We start from the raw sequence: 18,118 nt of genomic DNA on the forward strand, positions 1-18,118 counted from the left end.
GCGAAAGCGGGAATTCCGTGGCGCAAAACATAGATTCCCGCTTTCGCGGGAATGACATGGTGGCGGTGGACGCCTCGGCGACGAGGTGGGTTATTTCACCGCGGCGAGCAATTTCTTGGCAGCAGCGCGGGCTTCGCTGGTGATTTCAGCGCCCGCCAGCATGCGCGCGACTTCTTCCTGCCGGGAATCGGGTTCCAATGGGCGTACATGCGTGCGCATGAAGGCTCCCTCCTCCACCATCTGCTTTTCGATGAGCAGATGCCGGTTGGCGCGGGCGGCCACCTGCGGCGCATGGGTGACGGTGAGCACCTGCACGGTCTTGGCGAGGCGCGCAAGGCGGCGACCGATGGCGTCGGCCACGGCTCCACCGACACCGGTGTCGATCTCGTCAAAAATCAGGACCGGCGCAGAGCCGCGATCGGCAAGGACAACCTTCAGGGCCAGGAGGAAACGGCTCAACTCGCCGCCCGACGCGACCTTGAGCAAGGGACCGGCGGCCGTGCCCGGATTGGTCTGAACGTGGAAGGCGATCTGGTCAAGACCGGCGGCGGCGACGCGGTCAGTCTCGATCTGGTGATCGACGATGAATTTGGCGGCGCCGAGTTTCAGATCCGGCAGTTCCTCTTCGACGGCTTTGCTCAGTGCCTTGGCGGCTTTGGCGCGGCCCGAGGAGAGGGTTTCGGCGACTTCGCGATAGCGAGAGCGGGCGCGGGCTTCATCGGCCTCCAGCGCCTTGAGGCGGCTTTCCCCGCTCTGCAGGGTATCGAGGTCGCCCTGATATTTTTCCAGAATCGCGGGCAGTTCATCACAAGTAGCCTGATGCTTGCGGGCGGCCGCGCGCAGGGAGAAGAGGCGTTCCTCGACACCTTCGAGTTCGGCCGGGTCATAGGCCATCTGGCGCTGCAGGTCCTCGAGCGCTTCGCCGGCGCGGTCCAGCGTCACCAAAGACGCGTCAAGCGCGTCGACGATGGGTTGGAAGAGCTCGGCGCCGCCATCGATCTTGCGCAGGAGACGGCGCATCAGGCCGGACAGCGCCGGAGATGGCGCGCTGGGACCGTTGAGGATTTCGTCGATCTCGATGAGGTCGGAAGCCGACTTTTCGGCCTGCTGCAATTGCTGGCGGCGCTCGGCGAGTTCGGCCTCTTCGCCTACAACAGGCTTCAGCTTTTCCAGCTCTTCGACCGTGTGGCGGGCATAGTCCTCAGCCGCGAGGGCTTCGGCGACGCGGGCCTGCTGTTCCCTAACGGACTGCTGGATTTCGACGAGGTCGGCCCAGGCTTCGCGTACGGCGACGGCAGGCACAGCGAGTTCGCCAAAGGCATCGAGGGCCGCGCGATGGGTGGCGACATCGACGAGAGCCCGGTCATCGTGCTGGCCGTGGATTTCGATGATCTGGCTGCCGATCTTTTGCAGAAGGGCGGCGGAAACCGGCTGATCGTTGATGAAGGCGCGGGTGCGGCCATCGGCGAATTGCACGCGGCGGAGAATGACTTCTTCGTCGTCGGCAATGGCATTGTCGCGCAGATGGGCGCGGGCTGGGTGGGCGGACGGAAGCTGCACCATGGCAACCACCTGCCCGCTCTCCTGGCCCTGCCGGACGAGCGAAGCGTCGCCGCGGCCGCCAAGGGCCAGGGTAAGCGCATCGAGCAGAATGGATTTGCCGGCACCGGTCTCGCCGGTGAGGACGGTCATGCCCGTATCGAGAGCCAGATCGAGCTGGTCGATAAGGACAATGTTGCGAACCGAAAGCGCGTTCAGCATGCGGATCTATCCAAGGCCTGTCGGGCCTTCCTCATAGCATTTGAGGGCCGGCCCGGCGTCAGCGGCGAGTCACTTTCGCACAGCAATGCGAATGGGACGGCATGATAGAGAAAAAGAACAAAATGGCAACTAGGGTTGTTGCGAGTGAAGAGATGGATTGCCGGGACAAGCCCGGCAATGACGATGAAGGGGGTATTGCGGTTGAGCGGAGATTCCCGCTTTCGCGGGAATGACACCGCGGGTTGGGTAGCGGTCGGGCACGCCTACTCCGCGTAGGCCACCCAGCCGCGAAAACTGAAGGCGGCGTAGAAGAGGCTGATGTTGGAAAAACCGGCTTCGCTGAGCATGGCTTCTTCCTCTTCGGGCGCCAGAATCGTCAGGCGGGTGCCGATGGCCTCGCGGGCCTTGGCGGCGACTGCGGGATCGACATCGTCGGCCTGGCCATAGGCGACGTGGCGGGCGATCCAGGCCGAGCGCTCGGGTTCGGTCTGTGGGAAGCTGATATGGCCGAGGATGAAGGGTGCGCCGGGTTTCAGGCGGCGGCGGATTTGGCGAAGCGTTTCAAGGCGTTGGTCGCGCGGGATGAAATGGAAGGTGAGAAGGCTAGTGGCGGCGGCGAAGGGGCCTGCGGGAGCGGCGTCAATATAGCCTTCGGTGAGGTCGATGCGCGTGGCGTGCTCGGCGGTGATCTGGCGGGCGAGTTGCAGCATGTCGCCGGAGGGGTCGACGCCGGAGAAACGCCAGCCGGGGCGAAAATCGGCCATGGCCTTCAGTTCGAGCCCGCCCCCGGCGCCGAGGACGAGAACGTGCGCATCATCGGGCACCGTTTCGGCGAGGAGCAGGTTCATCATGCGATGGAGGCCGGTGAAGCCGGGCACCTGGCGCGGCGGGCCTTCGGCATAGTGGCGAGCGGCTTGGGCGTCGAAGGGGGATGAGGGCATTGGTCTGGCGCTCCGTTTCCCGGGAAATGGGGCTTGGGGTCGCGGATGTCAAACCCGGACGTACGGACGCTTGGCGCCGATCAGCACGCGGTAATTCTCGTAGGTTGCGAAGTCTTCGATAGCCCACTCGACGGGCAAGCCGACGGCGCGGGACAGGTGTATCGCCCTACCCTCGCCGACATGAACAGCCACATGGGCGCCGAAGGCATCGGAGGTTTTGCCGAAGAGGAGAAGATCCAGAGGTTGGAACTCGGTGACCACCCGCGAATGCTCTGTGTCGGCCCAGAGTTCGCTTGAGCGAAGAGGCGGAAAGGCAATGCCGAAATGGGCCAAGAGCTCGTAGGCGAAAACCTGGCAATTGGCGCCAGTCGACAGATCAGCAGGATGCGCCACTCCGGGATGGATGGCGGCGTTGTACGGGATGCCAACGAATTGCGCGGGGATGGTGAGCTTTGGAGCCATAAACGAAGCTTAGCGCCCCGCGTCGCTGGCAGATACCCTCCCTTCGTCATTGCCCGGCTCGTCCCGGCAATCCACCTCGCCTCAGCATGGACCACCGGGACAAGCCCGGTGGTGACGATCAAGGTAGACTTTTGCTGACCAGAAACTCAGGGGCCCTCACCGCGGGCGGGCGACCCCAAAAAAAGGGCCCCGAGGGGCCCTTTCAAAATTCCAGTGCTGAAAACTCAGCTCTTGTGGGCGGCTAGCCAGCTGCCGGAGTTGAGCTGGGGGGCAAGGCCCTGCTTGCCGAGAAGTTCGAAGGCGCGCTTGTACCAGTCGCTGGACGGGTAGTTGTGGCCGAGGACGGCGGCGGCGGACATGGCTTCGTTGGTGAGGCCAAGCAGCAGGTAACCTTCGGTCAGGCGATAGAGGGCTTCTTCGATATGCGTCGAGGTCTGCCACTTCTCCACGACTTCGCGGAAGCGGTTGATGGCGGCGGTATATTCGCCATTGCCGAGGTAGTAGCGGCCGACGGACATTTCCTTGCCCGCGAGCTGGTCATAGGCGACGAGGAGCTTTTCCTTGGCGTCCTTGGCGTACTCGGAGTTCGGATAGTTCGAAATCAGCAGGTTGTAGGTGTCGATGGCATCGCGCGACAGCTGCTGATCCCTGGTGATGTCCTTGATCTGACCGTAATAGGACGTGCCCTTGAGCCAGAGGACGTAAGGAACGTCCTTGCCGTTGGGATAGAGCGCCATGAAGCGGTCGGCGGCCAGGATCGCTTCGTTGAACTTGCCGATGCGATAGTGGGCATAGACCTGCATCAGCTTGCTCTTCTCGGTCAGCGCATCACGCGGATGCTGGCGATCGAGCTGCTCGAGCTTCTTGATGGCGGTCTGGTAATACTGGCGATCCATATCGTCCAGCGCACCCTGGTAAAGGGCGGCAGCCGGAACGATCGGCTCTTCCTTGAGCTTGGGGGGCCCGAACAGATTCATGCCGGCGCAAGCGGTGAGAAGGGTAGCGAACAAACCCATGGCGGCAAAACGGGCTACCCGGTTCGCCATCTGGCTTACAACTTTAACAGTCACGAAGTGCCCCGTTCTCAAACTTCCACAAGCGATTGCGGCGTAATTAGCAATTGGATCAAAACTGTGGCGTGGCCGCCGGCAAGGCCGGTCAGCGCACAGACCGAAGATAGTGGCGAACGCCCAAACCTTCCGGGTGGTCGTCGAAAGCCTCGACTTCCAGCGGCAGATCCTCGGCGTTGACTATCTCATAATTGGCTTCGCTGGCAAAGAGACCGGCCAGGACATGGGCATTGAGCGCATGTCCGCCCTTGTAGGACCGGAAGCGGCCCCAGATGGGCAGGCCACCAAGCGACAGATCGCCAATGGCGTCGAGCAGCTTGTGGCGCACGAATTCATCTTCGTAGCGCAGGCCGTTCGGATTGAGCACGCGGTCTTCATCGACCGTGATCGAATTATCGAGGCTGGAGCCGAGCGCGTAGCCGGCCTGGCGCAGTGCCTTGGCATCGCGGGCAAAGCCAAAGGTGCGGGCGCGGGAAACGTCGTCGAGATAACGGCGCGGCGTCCAGTCGAAAATCATGCGCTGGCGGCCGATGACCTTGGAGTCGAAGTCGATCTCGAGGTCGAGCGCGCGGCCGTTATAGGGCTCAAGCGCGGCGAAAGCGTCATTGTTGCGCACGGTGACGGCGCGAATGATCTTCAGGAATTTGCGCGGAGCCGGCTGGGATTCGAGGCCGATCTCCATGATGGCGGCAGCAAAAGGATGCGCGCTGCCATCGAGAATGGGGCATTCCGGGCCGTCGACGGTGATGAGCGCGTTATCGACGCCCATGCCGGACAGCGCGGAGGTGACGTGCTCGACAGTCGCGACGCTGACGCTGTCGCCGAGGTCGAGCGTGGTGCACAGGGTCGTGCGGCTGACGCGCGAGAAATGCACGGAAACGGGCTGGGTAATACGGCCCTCGCCCAGATCCCGGCGAATGAGGAAGCCACTATCGGCCGGAGCCGGGCTGATCGTGAGATTAACAGGCGCAGCAGAGTGCACGCCGTATCCAGAGAAAGTGACTTCGCCGGAAAGCGTGCGCTGGCGTGTGGACATTTTTTTCATACTTTACTTACTCCACCCCCAAGGGTCTCACGCTCGCGCAACTGTTAGCCAAAAAAAACTCGGCGCGGAAGCCGCGCCGAGTAACGTTTACAGAGTTCTCTTTAAGAGACTTTAACCGTGCTTGCGGAGGAAAGCCGGAATTTCGAGGCTGTCCTTCTGGGGAGCGGCCGGCTGGCTGCGACCCTGATTGTCGAGGTTGCCACGAGCGCCTTCGGCGGCCGGCGGAACGCGGGAAGTCCTTGCGCCGCCTGCTTCAATTGCACTGCGGGCAGCGGCGTCATCAGCCATGCTGGAGGCCGGTTCGCGACGCGGTTCGGACTGCGGCTGACCCAGGTTCAGACCCACATTGGAGGCAAGGCGCTTGAAGAGAGCGCGGGCATTGCGCGGCTCTTCGGCATGACGATCCTGCGCCTGCTGTGACTGCCGTGCAACAACCGGAAGCTCCTCGGTGCGCGGCATGCGGCGATAGCCATCGGGACGGGCTGCGTGCGAGGGCACGTAGACGCTCGGAACCGGCTTTTCTTCAACCATGGGAGCCTCTTCCGGCTCCGCATGCATTTCAGCAGCGGGGACGTAGGGCTCAACGACGATGCCGTCGTCTTCCATGTACTGCTGCTGGGGAGCGGCAGCGGGTCGTTCGGCAGCGAAAGCCTGGGCAACGGCTGATTCGACTTCGAAACCGATGTCTTCGATCAGTTCGGCAGTCGGCTCGGGTGCCGGAGCAGCAGCGCGGGTCGTTTCGACCGGCACGTGGCGGCGAACTGCCAGCGGCGTGCGCGAAGCATGCGGCTTTGCCGGCTCGAGAGCCTGGACCATGGTGGCATCGGTGCCGGTGGCAACGACGGACACGCGGATGGTGCCGGTGAGGTCCGGATCGTACGTAGCGCCGAGGATGATGTTGGCGTCGGAGTCGACTTCCTCACGGATGCGGCTCGCAGCTTCATCGACTTCGTAGAGGGTGAGGTCGGGACCGCCGGTGATGGAGATGAGGAGGCCACGGGCACCCTGCATCGAGACATCGTCGAGGAGCGGATTGGCAATGGCAGCTTCGGCGGCGTGGCGGGCACGATCTTCGCCGGAGGCTTCACCGGTACCCATCATCGCCTTGCCCATGCCACGCATGACGGCGCGGACGTCGGCGAAGTCGAGGTTGATCAGGCCCTCTTTGACCATCAGGTCAGTGATACAGGCAACGCCGGAGAACAGCACCTGGTCAGCCATCGCGAAAGCGTCGGCGAAGGTGGTCTTCTCGTTGGCAACGCGGAAGAGGTTCTGGTTCGGGATGACGATGAGCGTATCGACATGGCGGTGCAGCTCGTCGATGCCATCTTCGGCCAGACGCATGCGGCGGTTGCCTTCGAAATTGAACGGCTTGGTGACCACGCCAACCGTCAGAATGCCCTGCTCGCGAGCGGCGCGGGCAATAACCGGAGCAGAACCGGTACCGGTGCCACCACCCATGCCGGCGGTGATGAAGACCATGTGCGAGCCGGAGAGATGGTCGTTGATCTCATCCCAGCTTTCTTCGGCTGCTGCGCGACCCACTTCCGGGTGCGAACCTGCGCCGAGGCCTTCGGTGACGCCGACACCGAGCTGAATGATGCGCTGGGCCTTCGAGAGGGCCAGGGCCTGGGCGTCCGTATTCGCCACCACGAAATCGACGCCGCTAAGACCGGACTCGATCATGTTGTTGACGGCGTTACCCCCGGCGCCACCGGCACCAAAGACGGTAATGCGGGGCTTGAGTTCCTGGATATCGGGGATCGTGAGATTGATGGTCATTTATGGCTTGGCCCCATAGGTGGCGTGGTTAGGTAAAGATTTACCCGCCAATTCGTTAACCAGAGCCTAACAATTGTCCCAACCGCGTTAACTTCTACGCAAATTGCGAGACAACATGGTTACCCGTTCATGCCCTATTAACCGCAAGAGCACCCGCAAACCCGCTTGACAGCCGGGGTTTTATTTCATAACCAAATATGCATATAGCCTTTTGGTTATTTATTAAGAGAGGAGAATGTGATGACCAAGCTGACGCCCTGCCTGTGGTTCGATGACCGTATCGACGAGGCAATCAAGTTCTACACGACCACTTTCAAGGATTCGAAGGTGATCGAGCTCGTACGCAATTCCCCTGATTCTGCGGCCTTCACCGCCGTAATCGAGCTGGCGGGCCAGCAGATCTTCCTGCTTAACGGTGGCCCGCGATTCCCCTTCACCGAGGCCGTCAGCATAATGATCGAGTGTGACGGTCAGGAGGAGGTGGACCATTACTGGAACACCTTCGTCGACAATGGCGGCGAAGAGAGCATGTGCGGCTGGTGCAAGGACAAGTTCGGCTTCTCCTGGCAGGTGGTGCCAAAGCAGTTCCGCGACACCGTATTCGGCCCCGACAAGGCCGGCGCGGCACGCGCCATGCAGGCGATGATGGGCATGAAGAAGCTGATCCTGGCGGACCTCCAGAAGGCCTATGCCGGCGGCTGAGGCGGAACTGGCCAATGGGCAGGGGTGTGGCTAGGCTCCTCTGCGGAGGACAACATGAACCAGCAAGACATTATCGCCGCGGCAAAAACCGCGCTTGCAGATGACGAGGCCGTACGCGGCCTCTTTCTTTCCGGCAGTTTTGGGCGTGGGTCGGACGACGAATGGAGCGATGTCGACCTGTTGGCTGTTGTCGGCAAGGACGACCAGCGCGGTGTTGCGGATCGCTGGCACAAGGCACTGAACGCGCTGGCGCCTGTGGTCTACTGGAACGAGCTGGAGCGCGGCGGATTTCTGATCAATGCGGTGACCGAGGACTGGCTGCGCTGCGATCTCTATATGGTCGAGCCGGGCCATGTCGGACAGCGCGCCAAGAACACGGTCAGGCCGTTGATCGACCGAGACGGCATTTATGATGGCCTACCGGCCACCCTGCCCCTCAAAACGCCCAATCCGCACGCGCTGCGTTATCAGATCAACGAATTCATCCGTATCCTTGGGTTGACGCCGGTAGCGATGGGGCGTGGGGAATATCTGACGGCCGTGATGGGCAACGGGCTGCTTCGGGGGCTGTTGGCCGACCTTTTCATGCAGGATGTCAGCGACCCCGATACCGGCGGCATCCTGCACATGTCCAAGCTCTTGCCGGCCGAGCAGATCAAAATCATGAGCGACCTGCCCTTTCCGAACGCCACGGCAAATGCGGTGATCGAAGCCCATCTGGCGGTGGCGCGGGTATTCATGCCGCGGGCAAAGGCGATGGCTGAAAGGCTGGGCGTCGAATGGCCGGAGGCGTTCGAGGCGGCGACACGCAGGGTGTTGGAGGAGAAGCTTGGAGTAGAGGCGGACTGGTGAGGCCACGACAGGCCCCTCCTCTTGCTGCCCGTTCTATTTCCACCGTGTCATCCCCGTGAAAGCGAGATCTCTGTTTCGAAACAGGGATTCCCGCTTTCGCGGGAATGACACCGTGGGAGGTGTACAGAAGATCAGGCCGCCCGAGCGGTCTTCAATGCGCCAGCCCACCAGGCGAGGTCATCGAGCATGAGCTTGGCGGCATCGGCGAGATAGGGGAAATCGCCAAAATCCTTTTCGTCCTTCATCAGCGGCAGCATTTCGTTGGCGTTGATATGGACGGCGAACTTGAGGGTGGCGACCTGTAGCTCGGCGAGGATCAGGCGGAGCTGCTGAACGGCGCGGGCGCCGCCGACGCCGCCATAGCCGAGGAAGGCCGCGGGCTTCTTGGAATATTCAGGATAGGCGTGGTCGAGGGCATTCTTGAGCACGCCGGAGATCGAGTGATTGTATTCGGCCGTGATGAAGATGTAGCCATCAAGCGCGGCCATGGTCTTGGCCCAGGCCTGCGCCACGGGGTGATTGACCGGAGCATAGCCCGGAGACGACGCTTCTTCGAAAAACGGCATGGGATAATCGCGCAGGTCGACAATTTCGACCTCGATGTCATCGCGCGCCTCGGCAATGGCTTTGAGCCAATGGGTCGGCTTGTCGGCAAAGCGGGCAGCACGCGTCGTGCTGATGACAATGCCGATGCGGGGCTTGGTGGTCATAGTGAATTCCTGACTGGTGAAATAACCAGACCGGAAATGGTCCCTGCCCCATGGACCTCTCAAGATCGGGAGATTTTTGTTCGGAACGAACAAAAATGTACGCCGGTTACACGTTCCGATCATCGAAGGCGCGACGTGACGCCTCGATCCCGTCGCTGTGTTCCTCGGCCCAGAGATGGAGCGCAGTAAGCGGCGCCAGTGCACTGCGGCCGCGCGCGGTGAGTTCGTAATCCACCCGCGGCGGAATCGACGGCGTGACCTCCCGGGAAACGAGGCCATCGCGCTCAAGTGTACGCAAGGTCAGGGTAAGCATGCGCTGGGATATGCCGGGGATCGACTCTTCCAGCTCGGAAAACCGGCGGGGACCGCCATTCAGGTTTCCCATGACAAATATGGACCACTTGCCGCTGAACTGGGCGATGACGTCCACGGTCGGGCGGCAGAAATCGGGCACGTGGGCGGCCCGATCCTTGAAGATGTGTTTGCTCATGGCAGCAATCTAGGTGCCGCCGAGGACGATTAAAAGCTGTGACGCAGCCAGTTGCCGACGCGGGCGAGGTAGCCGTCGGTGCCGATGAGGCGACGGGAGTTGCGCGGCTCCACATATTCCTGGGCGCAGACCTGCGGATAGACCAGCATGCCGGCGACGGTCGAGAAGGCAGCGCTCTTGGCGATCTCAGGCAGGCCGGCAATGCCCATGGGGCGGCCGTTGCGGACGTTTCGCGCCAGAGTGCGGCGGGCAACTTCCGGCAGGCCGGTGAGCTCGCTGCCCCCGCCAGTGAGGACGAAGCGGCGGCCGCAGATATCCATCATGCCGGTGGCCTGCATGCGATCGCGAATGGCGGTGAGAATTTCTTCGATGCGAGGGCGCATGATGCGGGTGAGGACCGAACGAGCCACCTGCCCCGGCGCTTCGTCGAGCGCGGCGCCGACCGGCTGAATGGCGATCATGTCGCGCTCGTCGGCCTGACCGGGCAGCACGGAACCATAAAGGGTTTTCAGGCGCTCGGCATCGGACACGCTCACCGAAAGCTGGCGGGCGATGTCGAGGGTCAGGTGATGACCGCCAATGGCGATGGCATCGGCATAGACGAGGTGGCCGTCGTTGAAGACGGAAACGGTGGTGGTGGCACCGCCGAAATCGAGACAGGCGACGCCGAGCTGGGCTTCGTCGTCAACGAGGCTGGCGAGGCCCGAGGCATAGGGCGTGGCAACAAGCGCTTCGATCTGCAGGTGGCAGCGGTGCAGCACCAGTTCGAGATTGCGCATGGCGAGGGTCTCGGCGGAGATCACGGCGACATCGACGCCGAGCTTTTCGCCGACCATGCCCTTGGGATCGCGAATGCCCTTCTGGCCGTCCAAGGCGTAACCGATCGGTAGCGCGTGGATGATGGAGCGTTCGGGGCGCACGGAACGCGAATTGACGGCCTTCAGCACACGGACGATGTCGGTCTTCTCGACTTCCTGGCCATCGAGCGAGACGGCGGCGGAAAAGGTCTCCGAGCCGAGGCGGCCGGCGGTGACGTTGACCAGGACCGATTCAAGCGTCAGGCCAGCGGCGCGCTCGGCCATGCCGACGACATTGCGGATGGCCTGTTCGGCCTTTTCGATGTCGGTGACAACACCGCTTTTGACGCCCGAGGACGGCCCGTAACCAAAACCGATCACTTCAGCCTGGTGCGAGCGGCCGCGCAGGGATTTGCCTTCGGCGCGGGGCACGAGGCGGGCGATGACGCAGCAGATCTTGGTCGAGCCAATATCGAGCACCGCGACAAGGGTAGCCTTGCCGAGCTGAACGGGCCGCAACCGAGATGTCATCGCATCGGTCATCATGATTTTTTGGGGTCTTCGCGTTTGGTCGGCCGAACGGCAACGACGCTATCGACCCGCAGGTCGATGACGTCGAGGTCGCGCTGGAGCAGTTGATATTCGGATTGGTAAGCGGCGAGTTTTACGAGCGCCTGGGCGACGCCCTGCTCGGGAAGCTGGATGCGGAGGCCGGTCTCATAGATCATGTCCCAGCGCCGGTCGGCGATGCGGGACAGGGCGACGAGACCGTCCTGCAATTGCGGGACGTGGCCGAGGGCACGGATCATGACGAGGGCATCGTCGGCAGCGCCATCGCCGATGACGAGCGGCAGATCGCCATAGGCGCCGCTATCTTCGCCGATCTGTGCGCCGGTAGAATCGATCACGAAGGTGATGCCGTCGACGCGCCAGCGCGCGACGGGCACGTGTTCGGTTACGGCAACCGAGACATCAGCCGGATAGGTCTTGCGGACGGTGACGGTGTCGATGGCCGGAAGCTCGGAGATGCGCTCGCGCGCCGCCTCGACGTCGAAGGCCAGCGTTGACGTATCGGGCTGAATGCCGAGGGCGTCGAAGATCGCCTGTTCGGAGGTCAGGGTCTGGCCGGAAATGGAAATCTCGCCAACCGAGAGGCCAGCTTCGGCAAAACCGCCCTGGGCCAGGGTCGAGAGCGCGCCGATGCCGGTGCCGATGGGCTCATGGGCAGCATAGACCGCCGTGGCGCCAGCCAGCAGGCCGGCAACCAGGAAGGAGCGACGAATGGCAGCGCCATGAAGGACGAAGGCGCGATTGAAACGGTTATTGACGCGCTGCAGGGGGGAGCGGCGTGCGGGAACAGGTAGTGTGCGGGGATCGACGGGACGGGCCCCGGCGAAAAATGCCTCGCTCTTTACCTGTTGCAACTCGCATCCTCCACCAGCCAGGCACATAGCTCCGAATAGGAGTGGCCCGCATGAGCAGCCTGTTCGGGCGCCAGAGACACCTCGGTCATACCCGGCTGGGTGTTGATTTCGAGGAGTACCAGTTCACCATCCTCGCCTGCCGCATCATTGTAGCGGAAATCGCACCGCGTCAGTCCGCGACAGCCGAGTGCCGCATGGGCGGCTAGACTGAATTGTTGCACTTTGTCGTAAATTTTCGGTTTCAACTGAGCGGGCAGAACGTGGACGGCGCCACCTTCGCTGTACTTGGCCTCGTAGTTGAAGAAGGTTCGGTCGGTGACGATTTCGGTGACGCCAAGGGCCACGTCACCCATGACGGCGCAGGTGAGTTCGCGGCCGGGAATGAAACGTTCCACCATCATTTCTTCGCCCGAAGTCCAATCCTCGCGCAGCAGTTCCTGCGGCGGGTGGCTGGTTTCGGCCTTGACGATGAAGACGCCGAAGCTGGAGCCGTCGGCGATCGGCTTGATCACGTAGGGCGGCGCCATGACGTGCGCGCGGGCGGCTTCGGCGCGAGAGACGATGACGTGATCGGTGACCGGGATGCCAGCCGCCTTGAAGAGGATTTTGGCCTGGTGCTTGTTCATGGCGAGGGCAGAGGCCAGCACGCCCGAATGGGTATAGGGGATTTCGAGGAGTTCGAGCACGCCCTGGATATAGCCGCCCTCGCCGAAGGGGCCATGGAGAGCGTTGAAGGCTACGTCGGGTTTCAGGGCGGCAAGAACCTGGACGACGTCGCGGCCGACATCGACTTCGGTTACCTGATAGCCGGCCTGACGCAGTGCGGCGGCGCAGCCGGCGCCGGTGCGGAGGGAAACGGGACGCTCATTGTTCCATCCACCCATGAGGACGGCGACGTGCTTGGTCATTTCGTTTCCTCGCCGATGAGTGCGCCAAGTTCACCTGGCAAGGCGGCGGCCCATTGGGTGATGTTGCCGGCGCCGAGGCAGACGACGTAGTCGCCATCTTCGACACGCGAGGCGATCAGTGCGGCGAGATCTTCGGGCTTGTTCAGCACGCGGGCGTCGCGATGGCCGCGGGCGCGGATGCGGTTGACCAGTTCTTCGTGGGTCACGCCCGGCAGCGGCTGTTCGCCAGCGGCGTAGATCGGGGCGACGACTACGGTGTCGGCATCGTTGAAGCAGGCGGCGAAGTCGTCGAAGAGGTCGTGCACGCGGGAGAAGCGGTGCGGCTGGACCACGGCGACGACATCGCGGCGGGCGGATTGGCGCGCGGCCTTGAGCACGGCGGCGATTTCGACCGGGTGGTGACCATAGTCGTCGATGACGGTGACCCCACCGACTTCGCCGGTCTTGGTGAAGCGGCGCTTGACGCCGGTGAAGCCTTTCAGGCCCTTGCGGATGGCTTCGGCGGGAACGTGGAGCTGATCGGCCACGGCGATGGCGGCAGTGGCGTTGAGAGCGTTGTGGATGCCGGGCATGGGCAGTTCGAGGCCGTCGATGCGGAGCTGCGTCTGGCGGATGCGGTCGCGGATTTCGACGGAGAAATGCTGCACGCCGTCGCGGTTCTCGATATCGAGGAGGCGCACGTCGGCCTGCGGGTTGCGGCCATAGGTGATGACGCGGCGGTCGCGGATTTCACCGACCAGCGATTGCACCTCGGGGTGATCGAGGCACATGACGGCAAAGCCGTAGAAGGGAACGTTTTCGACGAATTGGTGGAAGGCCTTTTTCACGCCTTCGAAGTCGCCGTAATGGTCGAGGTGTTCGGGGTCGATATTGGTAACGACAGCAACGTCGGCCGGCAGCTTGATGAACGTGCCGTCGGACTCGTCCGCTTCCACGACCATCCATTCCCCTGCCCCGAGGCGCGCATTGGTGCCGTAGGCATTGATGATGCCGCCATTGATGACGGTGGGGTCGAGATTGCCGGCGTCGAGGAGCGTCGCGACCAACGTGGTCGTCGTGGTCTTGCCGTGGGTGCCGCCGATGGCGATGGCGGTCTTGAAGCGCATGATCTCGGCCAGCATTTCGGCGCGACGCACGATGGGCAGCGCGCGGGCGCGGGCCGCGACCAGTTCGGGATTGTCTTTCTTAATCGCCGAGGAGACGACGACGACTTCGGCCTTGCCGAGGTTGTCACCGCTCTGGCCGATCTCGACCTTGATGCCCATGTCGCGCAGGCGCTGGACATTGGGATTGAGCGAGGCGTCGGAGCCCTGGACCGTATAACCCTGGTTGTGCAGGATTTCGGCGATGCCGCTCATGCCGATGCCGCCGATGCCGATGAAGTGGACCGGGCCGATATTGCGGGGCATTTTCATGAGGCGGATTCCAGTGTGTTTGTGCCCTGGCCGGCCAGGCTTTCAGCGAGGTCGGCGAGCTTTTCAACGGCGCGGGGCTGACCAAGGGCTTGCGCGGCCTTGGCTGCCTTGGCGAGGCTAGTGGGGTCGGTAAACAGTGCTTCGAGGCGAGTGGCAAGCGATTGCGGCGAAAGCGCGGCCTGTTCCATCACCCAGCCGCCGCCGCCCGCTTCAACCACAAGAGCATTGTTCTTCTGGTCGGCATCGAGCGCGCCAGGCAGCGGGATGAGGATAGAGGGGCGGCCGATGACGGTCAGTTCGGCAATGGTCGAGGCGCCGGAGCGGCCGATGACCAGATGGCCTTGCGCGATGCGCTCGGGCAGATCGGTGAAGAAGGGCGCGAGTTCGACGCTGGTGCGCGACTGGCGATAGGTTTTCGTCACGCGATCGAGGTCTTCCTGGCGGACCTGCTGCACGATGCGGAGGCGCGAGCGCAGGGTATCGGGCAGAAGCGAGATGGCTTCGGGCACGATATCCGAAATGGCCCGGGCGCCCTGGCTGCCGCCGAAGACGACGAGATTGATCGGGCTGGTTGCGGAAAGCTCGGGAAAGGGACTGGCGGCGATGGCGCGAACGCGGTCGCGGACGGGATTGCCGGTGAGGACTTTTTCGAGGCCCTGATCATCGGCGAAGCGGGTCTTGGCAAAGCTCAGGGCGAGTACGTCGGCAAAGCGGCTGAGGGCGCGGTTGGCGCGGCCCATGACGGCGTTTTGTTCGTGGAGAATGCCGGGCACGCTGAGGAGGCTGGCCGCAATGAAGGGCGGGAAGGTCGGATAGCCACCGAAGCCGATGACTGCGTCCGGCCGCAGCGCGCGCAGGATGCCGAAGGATTTGGCGACGCCCTTGGCAATCGTAAAACTGGCACCGGCGAACTTGAAGGGATTGGTGAGGCTCGGCGTGGCCGAGGGGACCATGTGGATGCGACGGGCCGGGAAATCCTGGCCGTAGCCTTCAACGCGATGGTCGGTCATCAGCTCGACGGCATGGCCGCGGCGGATCAGCTCCTGCGCGAGAGCCATGGCAGGGAAGAGATGGCCGCCGGTACCGCCGGCCATGAGTACAAAAGTCTTCATTCGGCGGGAGCGACCACGGCGCTGCGATAGGATGGGATGCCGGTGGTCATGCGTTCCTCTGGCTTTGTTCTTGTCATGGCCAGCATCAACCCCATGCCGAAGGCAACGGCAAGCATGGACGTGCCACCATAGGACACGAATGGCAGCGTCATGCCCTTGGGGGGAATCAGGTTGAGATTCACCGCGAGGTTGATGCCCGACTGCATGGCAAACTGGATGGCGATTGTGGAAGCGGCAAGGCGGGCAAAAAGGCTTTGCTGGCGCTGCGCACCCATCATGGCGCGGAGTACGATGAAGGCGATGAGGCCGACCAAGGCCATGCAGAACAGGATGCCGTATTCGCCGGCAGCGGCGGAGAAAACATAGTCGGCATGGGCGTCGGGGATGAGCTTCTTGGCCATCGACTCGCCCGGCCCCCGGCCGAACCAGCCGCCCTCGGCGAGCGACTGCAGGGCGCGGTCGATCTGGTAGGTATTGCCGCCGCCTTCGGGGTTGAGGAAGGTATCGATGCGGCGCGCGAAGTGCGGGAAGAAGGCATAAGCGCCGACGAGCAGGCCACCGGCAGCGCCGGCGAGGCCAATGATGATCCACCAGGAAATGCCGGAGAGGAACAGCAGCACGGCCCAGGTGGCGAGGATCAGTGCTGTCTGGCCGATGTCGGGCTGGAGCAAGAGGCCCGCGACGATGACCAGCATGAGCGCCGTGGCGATCAGACGGCCGGGCACGTTGCGGTGGATCATGTATTCGGAAAAGAGCCACGCGCCGATGACGGCGAAGGCGGGCTTTACGAATTCCGATGGCTGCACGGATTGGCCGGCAAAGGACATCCAGCGGCGGGCGCCCTTCACTTCGGTGCCGAAGCGGAGCGTGGCCCAAAGGAGGATCGTCATGACGATGAGCGTGCCGAGGGCAGCGAAACGGGCTTGCCGATGGCTGAGAAGCGAAGTGGCCAGCATGACCGGAACAGCAAGCGCGCAAAACATGGCGTGGCGAATGACGAAATGCCACTCGTTGAGCCCGATGCGCTCGGCGACCGGCGGGCTGGCGGCGAGGCTGAGGACCATGCCGCAAATGAGGAGCAAGATCAGGCCTGAAAGCAATTCGCGGTCAATCGACCACCACCATTCGGCGAGGGGCGTTTTTTCGGCGCGGGAGAACATCATGTGGCTGGGCCGGCTACTCGATACAAACTGTATTGGATTGTACCGAGTGGTGGTTACCGATTTGGTAAGGGATTTCGCGTTTTGCGAGTCAGGCGCCGGAAAGCCTGTGTGAGTTTTGTGGCTGGAAAATTGCCCCAGTTATCGTCACCACCGGGCTTGTCCCGGTGGTCCATGCGGAGGCGAGATGGATTGCCGGGACAAGCCTGGCAATGACGATGGGATGGGGAGAACGTGCGTCGTGTCTTAGCGCAGCTTCAGGCTCGAAAGGCCGATCAGCGCGAGGACGAAGGAGATAATCCAGAACCGTATGACCACCTGGCTTTCGGTCCAGCCGAGGTGCTCGAAATGGTGGTGGATGGGCGCCATTCGGAAGACGCGTTTGCCGGTCAGGCGGAACGACGCCACCTGGACGATCACCGAGACGGTTTCGAGCACGAACAGGCCGCCGATGATGGCGAGGACGATTTCGTGCTTGGTGGCAACGGCGATGGTGCCGAGGGCGCCGCCAAGGGCCAGGGAGCCGGTGTCGCCCATGAAAATCTGGGCCGGAGGGGCGTTGAACCAGAGGAAACCGAGGCCGGCACCAATCAGCGCGCCGCAGACGACGGCGAGTTCGGCGGTACCGGGCACGTTGTTGAGGAGCAGGTAGTCAGCATAGTTCACGCTGCCGACGAGATAGGCGATGAAGCCGAAGCAGGCGGCGGCGACCATGACCGGGACGATGGCTAGGCCATCGAGACCGTCGGTGAGATTGACCGAGTTACCGGCCGCAACGACGACGAAGCCGCCGAAAAGGATGTAGAAATAGCCGAGGTTTACGGCCAGATCTTTCACGAAGGGGAAGAGCAGAGAGGTGCCGTAGGAGCCGGCAGCGAGCTGGGAAATGGCGAAGGCGGCGATGCAGCCGATGGCGGCTTCGAGGAGCAGGCGCTGTTTCGAGCCAAACCCCTTGTGGCTCATACGCTTGACCTTGAGGTAGTCGTCGTAAAAGCCGATGGCGCCAAAACCGATGGTGACGAAAAGCACCACCCAGACATAGCCATTGCTCAGGTTTGACCAGAGCAGGATCGAAAAGACCGCGCCTGATAGGATCATCAGACCGCCCATGGTGGGCGTGCCCTTCTTGGTGAGAAGGTGGGTCTGCGGACCGTCTTCGCGGATCGGCTGGCCCCTGCCCTGCTTGAGGCGCAGAAGCGCGATCATGCCGGGGCCGAACATGAAGACGAAGAACAGCGCCGTAATCACGGCTCCCGCGGTACGGAAGGTGATGTAGCGGAAGACGTTGAACGCGGCGAGGGAGTCACCCAACTGGCCGAGAAAATAGAGCATGCTCTCTTAAAGTCCTGCTTGGGCGGCAAGACCAATCGACCTTCAGCTGATGCTGGCCTGCAAATGGAAGTCTTCTGCGCTTCCGATGCTCACGTACTCAAACGTACGCTCCGCTCCGGTTCTCGAAAACCGCCATTTTCGTCTCAGCCTGAGCT

Annotated in this window: 17 protein-coding genes; 2 read left to right on the plus strand and 15 right to left on the minus strand. The window is 62.7% G+C overall.

Annotated elements, in window-relative coordinates; genetic code table 11:
- Positions 1-90: 90 nt before the first annotated feature.
- From recN to ftsZ, 6 genes are all read right to left on the minus strand, one after another.
- A complete protein-coding gene (recN, locus tag ACSQ2A_RS11330; protein WP_436072331.1) occupies positions 91-1,761 on the minus strand; it encodes a DNA repair protein RecN in 1,671 nt (556 codons plus the stop codon).
- Between the two features lie 263 nt (positions 1,762-2,024).
- Positions 2,025-2,702: a class I SAM-dependent methyltransferase gene (locus ACSQ2A_RS11335; RefSeq protein ID WP_436072332.1), complete on the minus strand. Its 678-nt coding sequence runs from the start codon at positions 2,700-2,702 to the stop codon at positions 2,025-2,027.
- A gap of 48 nt (positions 2,703-2,750) precedes the next feature.
- Positions 2,751-3,164 carry a hypothetical protein gene (locus ACSQ2A_RS11340; RefSeq protein WP_436072333.1) on the minus strand — a complete coding sequence of 138 codons (414 nt, stop codon included), beginning with the start codon at positions 3,162-3,164 and terminating at the stop codon, positions 2,751-2,753.
- Between the two features lie 224 nt (positions 3,165-3,388).
- The gene (locus ACSQ2A_RS11345; protein ID WP_295411497.1) at positions 3,389-4,234 is read right to left on the minus strand and encodes an outer membrane protein assembly factor BamD; all 846 of its coding nucleotides are present in this window, start codon (positions 4,232-4,234) and stop codon (positions 3,389-3,391) included.
- Between the two features lie 88 nt (positions 4,235-4,322).
- Positions 4,323-5,279: a UDP-3-O-acyl-N-acetylglucosamine deacetylase gene (gene lpxC, locus ACSQ2A_RS11350; RefSeq protein ID WP_295411496.1), complete on the minus strand. Its 957-nt coding sequence runs from the start codon at positions 5,277-5,279 to the stop codon at positions 4,323-4,325.
- Between the two features lie 111 nt (positions 5,280-5,390).
- Entirely contained in the window at positions 5,391-7,061 is a 1,671-nt protein-coding gene (ftsZ, locus tag ACSQ2A_RS11355; protein WP_295411495.1) for a cell division protein FtsZ, read from the minus strand.
- 240 nt (positions 7,062-7,301) lie between these two features.
- On the opposite strand from ftsZ, the gene ACSQ2A_RS11360 reads away from it, so the two are divergent.
- Positions 7,302-7,763, plus strand: a complete 462-nt coding sequence (locus tag ACSQ2A_RS11360; RefSeq protein ID WP_436072334.1) for a VOC family protein — start codon at positions 7,302-7,304, stop codon at positions 7,761-7,763.
- Positions 7,764-7,817: 54 nt separating this feature from the next.
- Positions 7,818-8,615: an aminoglycoside 6-adenylyltransferase gene (locus ACSQ2A_RS11365; protein ID WP_436072335.1), complete on the plus strand. Its 798-nt coding sequence runs from the start codon at positions 7,818-7,820 to the stop codon at positions 8,613-8,615.
- 131 nt (positions 8,616-8,746) lie between these two features.
- Here ACSQ2A_RS11365 and ACSQ2A_RS11370 read toward each other — a convergent pair whose 3' ends face one another.
- The 9 genes from ACSQ2A_RS11370 to mraY form a co-directional block, all read right to left on the minus strand.
- A complete protein-coding gene (locus ACSQ2A_RS11370; RefSeq protein ID WP_436072336.1) occupies positions 8,747-9,325 on the minus strand; it encodes an NADPH-dependent FMN reductase in 579 nt (192 codons plus the stop codon).
- A 106-nt stretch (positions 9,326-9,431) separates the two neighbouring features.
- On the minus strand, positions 9,432-9,815 hold the full coding sequence (locus ACSQ2A_RS11375; RefSeq protein ID WP_295411490.1) for a winged helix-turn-helix transcriptional regulator: 384 nt from the start codon (positions 9,813-9,815) through the stop codon (positions 9,432-9,434).
- Between the two features lie 29 nt (positions 9,816-9,844).
- Positions 9,845-11,158, minus strand: a complete 1,314-nt coding sequence (gene ftsA, locus ACSQ2A_RS11380; RefSeq protein ID WP_436072337.1) for a cell division protein FtsA — start codon at positions 11,156-11,158, stop codon at positions 9,845-9,847.
- Positions 11,155-12,036 (minus strand): cell division protein FtsQ/DivIB, encoded by an 882-nt coding sequence (locus ACSQ2A_RS11385; protein ID WP_436072338.1) that lies wholly within the window; start codon positions 12,034-12,036, stop codon positions 11,155-11,157. The genes ftsA and ACSQ2A_RS11385 overlap by 4 nt, the downstream gene beginning before the upstream one ends.
- Positions 12,024-12,944, minus strand: a complete 921-nt coding sequence (locus ACSQ2A_RS11390; protein ID WP_436072339.1) for a D-alanine--D-alanine ligase — start codon at positions 12,942-12,944, stop codon at positions 12,024-12,026. Before ACSQ2A_RS11390 ends, ACSQ2A_RS11385 begins: the two co-directional genes overlap by 13 nt.
- Positions 12,941-14,359 (minus strand): UDP-N-acetylmuramate--L-alanine ligase, encoded by a 1,419-nt coding sequence (gene murC / locus ACSQ2A_RS11395; protein WP_436072340.1) that lies wholly within the window; start codon positions 14,357-14,359, stop codon positions 12,941-12,943. Before murC ends, ACSQ2A_RS11390 begins: the two co-directional genes overlap by 4 nt.
- On the minus strand, positions 14,356-15,471 hold the full coding sequence (murG, locus tag ACSQ2A_RS11400) for an undecaprenyldiphospho-muramoylpentapeptide beta-N-acetylglucosaminyltransferase (protein ID WP_436072341.1): 1,116 nt from the start codon (positions 15,469-15,471) through the stop codon (positions 14,356-14,358). The genes murC and murG overlap by 4 nt, the downstream gene beginning before the upstream one ends.
- Positions 15,468-16,634 carry an FtsW/RodA/SpoVE family cell cycle protein gene (locus ACSQ2A_RS11405; RefSeq protein WP_436072342.1) on the minus strand — a complete coding sequence of 389 codons (1,167 nt, stop codon included), beginning with the start codon at positions 16,632-16,634 and terminating at the stop codon, positions 15,468-15,470. The genes murG and ACSQ2A_RS11405 overlap by 4 nt, the downstream gene beginning before the upstream one ends.
- A 243-nt stretch (positions 16,635-16,877) precedes the next feature.
- Positions 16,878-17,963 (minus strand): phospho-N-acetylmuramoyl-pentapeptide-transferase, encoded by a 1,086-nt coding sequence (mraY, locus tag ACSQ2A_RS11410; RefSeq protein WP_436072343.1) that lies wholly within the window; start codon positions 17,961-17,963, stop codon positions 16,878-16,880.
- Positions 17,964-18,118 lie beyond the last annotated feature (155 nt).

The organism is Devosia sp. LjRoot3, assembly GCF_964252865.1.
Lineage (GTDB): Bacteria > Pseudomonadota > Alphaproteobacteria > Rhizobiales > Devosiaceae > Devosia.

Coding starts and splice junctions, on each gene's coding strand:
- ACSQ2A_RS11360 (WP_436072334.1), top strand. CDS start 7,302: ATGACCAAGCTGACGCCCTGCCTGTGGTTCGATGACCGTATCGACGAG.
- ACSQ2A_RS11335 (WP_436072332.1), bottom strand. CDS start 2,702: ATGCCCTCATCCCCCTTCGACGCCCAAGCCGCTCGCCACTATGCCGAA.
- ACSQ2A_RS11370 (WP_436072336.1), bottom strand. CDS start 9,325: ATGACCACCAAGCCCCGCATCGGCATTGTCATCAGCACGACGCGTGCT.
- mraY (WP_436072343.1), bottom strand. CDS start 17,963: ATGCTCTATTTTCTCGGCCAGTTGGGTGACTCCCTCGCCGCGTTCAAC.
- murC (WP_436072340.1), bottom strand. CDS start 14,359: ATGAAAATGCCCCGCAATATCGGCCCGGTCCACTTCATCGGCATCGGC.
- ftsZ (WP_295411495.1), bottom strand. CDS start 7,061: ATGACCATCAATCTCACGATCCCCGATATCCAGGAACTCAAGCCCCGC.
- ACSQ2A_RS11375 (WP_295411490.1), bottom strand. CDS start 9,815: ATGAGCAAACACATCTTCAAGGATCGGGCCGCCCACGTGCCCGATTTC.
- ACSQ2A_RS11405 (WP_436072342.1), bottom strand. CDS start 16,634: ATGATGTTCTCCCGCGCCGAAAAAACGCCCCTCGCCGAATGGTGGTGG.
- murG (WP_436072341.1), bottom strand. CDS start 15,471: ATGAAGACTTTTGTACTCATGGCCGGCGGTACCGGCGGCCATCTCTTC.
- ftsA (WP_436072337.1), bottom strand. CDS start 11,158: ATGATGACCGATGCGATGACATCTCGGTTGCGGCCCGTTCAGCTCGGC.
- recN (WP_436072331.1), bottom strand. CDS start 1,761: ATGCTGAACGCGCTTTCGGTTCGCAACATTGTCCTTATCGACCAGCTC.
- ACSQ2A_RS11390 (WP_436072339.1), bottom strand. CDS start 12,944: ATGACCAAGCACGTCGCCGTCCTCATGGGTGGATGGAACAATGAGCGT.
- ACSQ2A_RS11340 (WP_436072333.1), bottom strand. CDS start 3,164: ATGGCTCCAAAGCTCACCATCCCCGCGCAATTCGTTGGCATCCCGTAC.
- lpxC (WP_295411496.1), bottom strand. CDS start 5,279: ATGAAAAAAATGTCCACACGCCAGCGCACGCTTTCCGGCGAAGTCACT.
- ACSQ2A_RS11365 (WP_436072335.1), top strand. CDS start 7,818: ATGAACCAGCAAGACATTATCGCCGCGGCAAAAACCGCGCTTGCAGAT.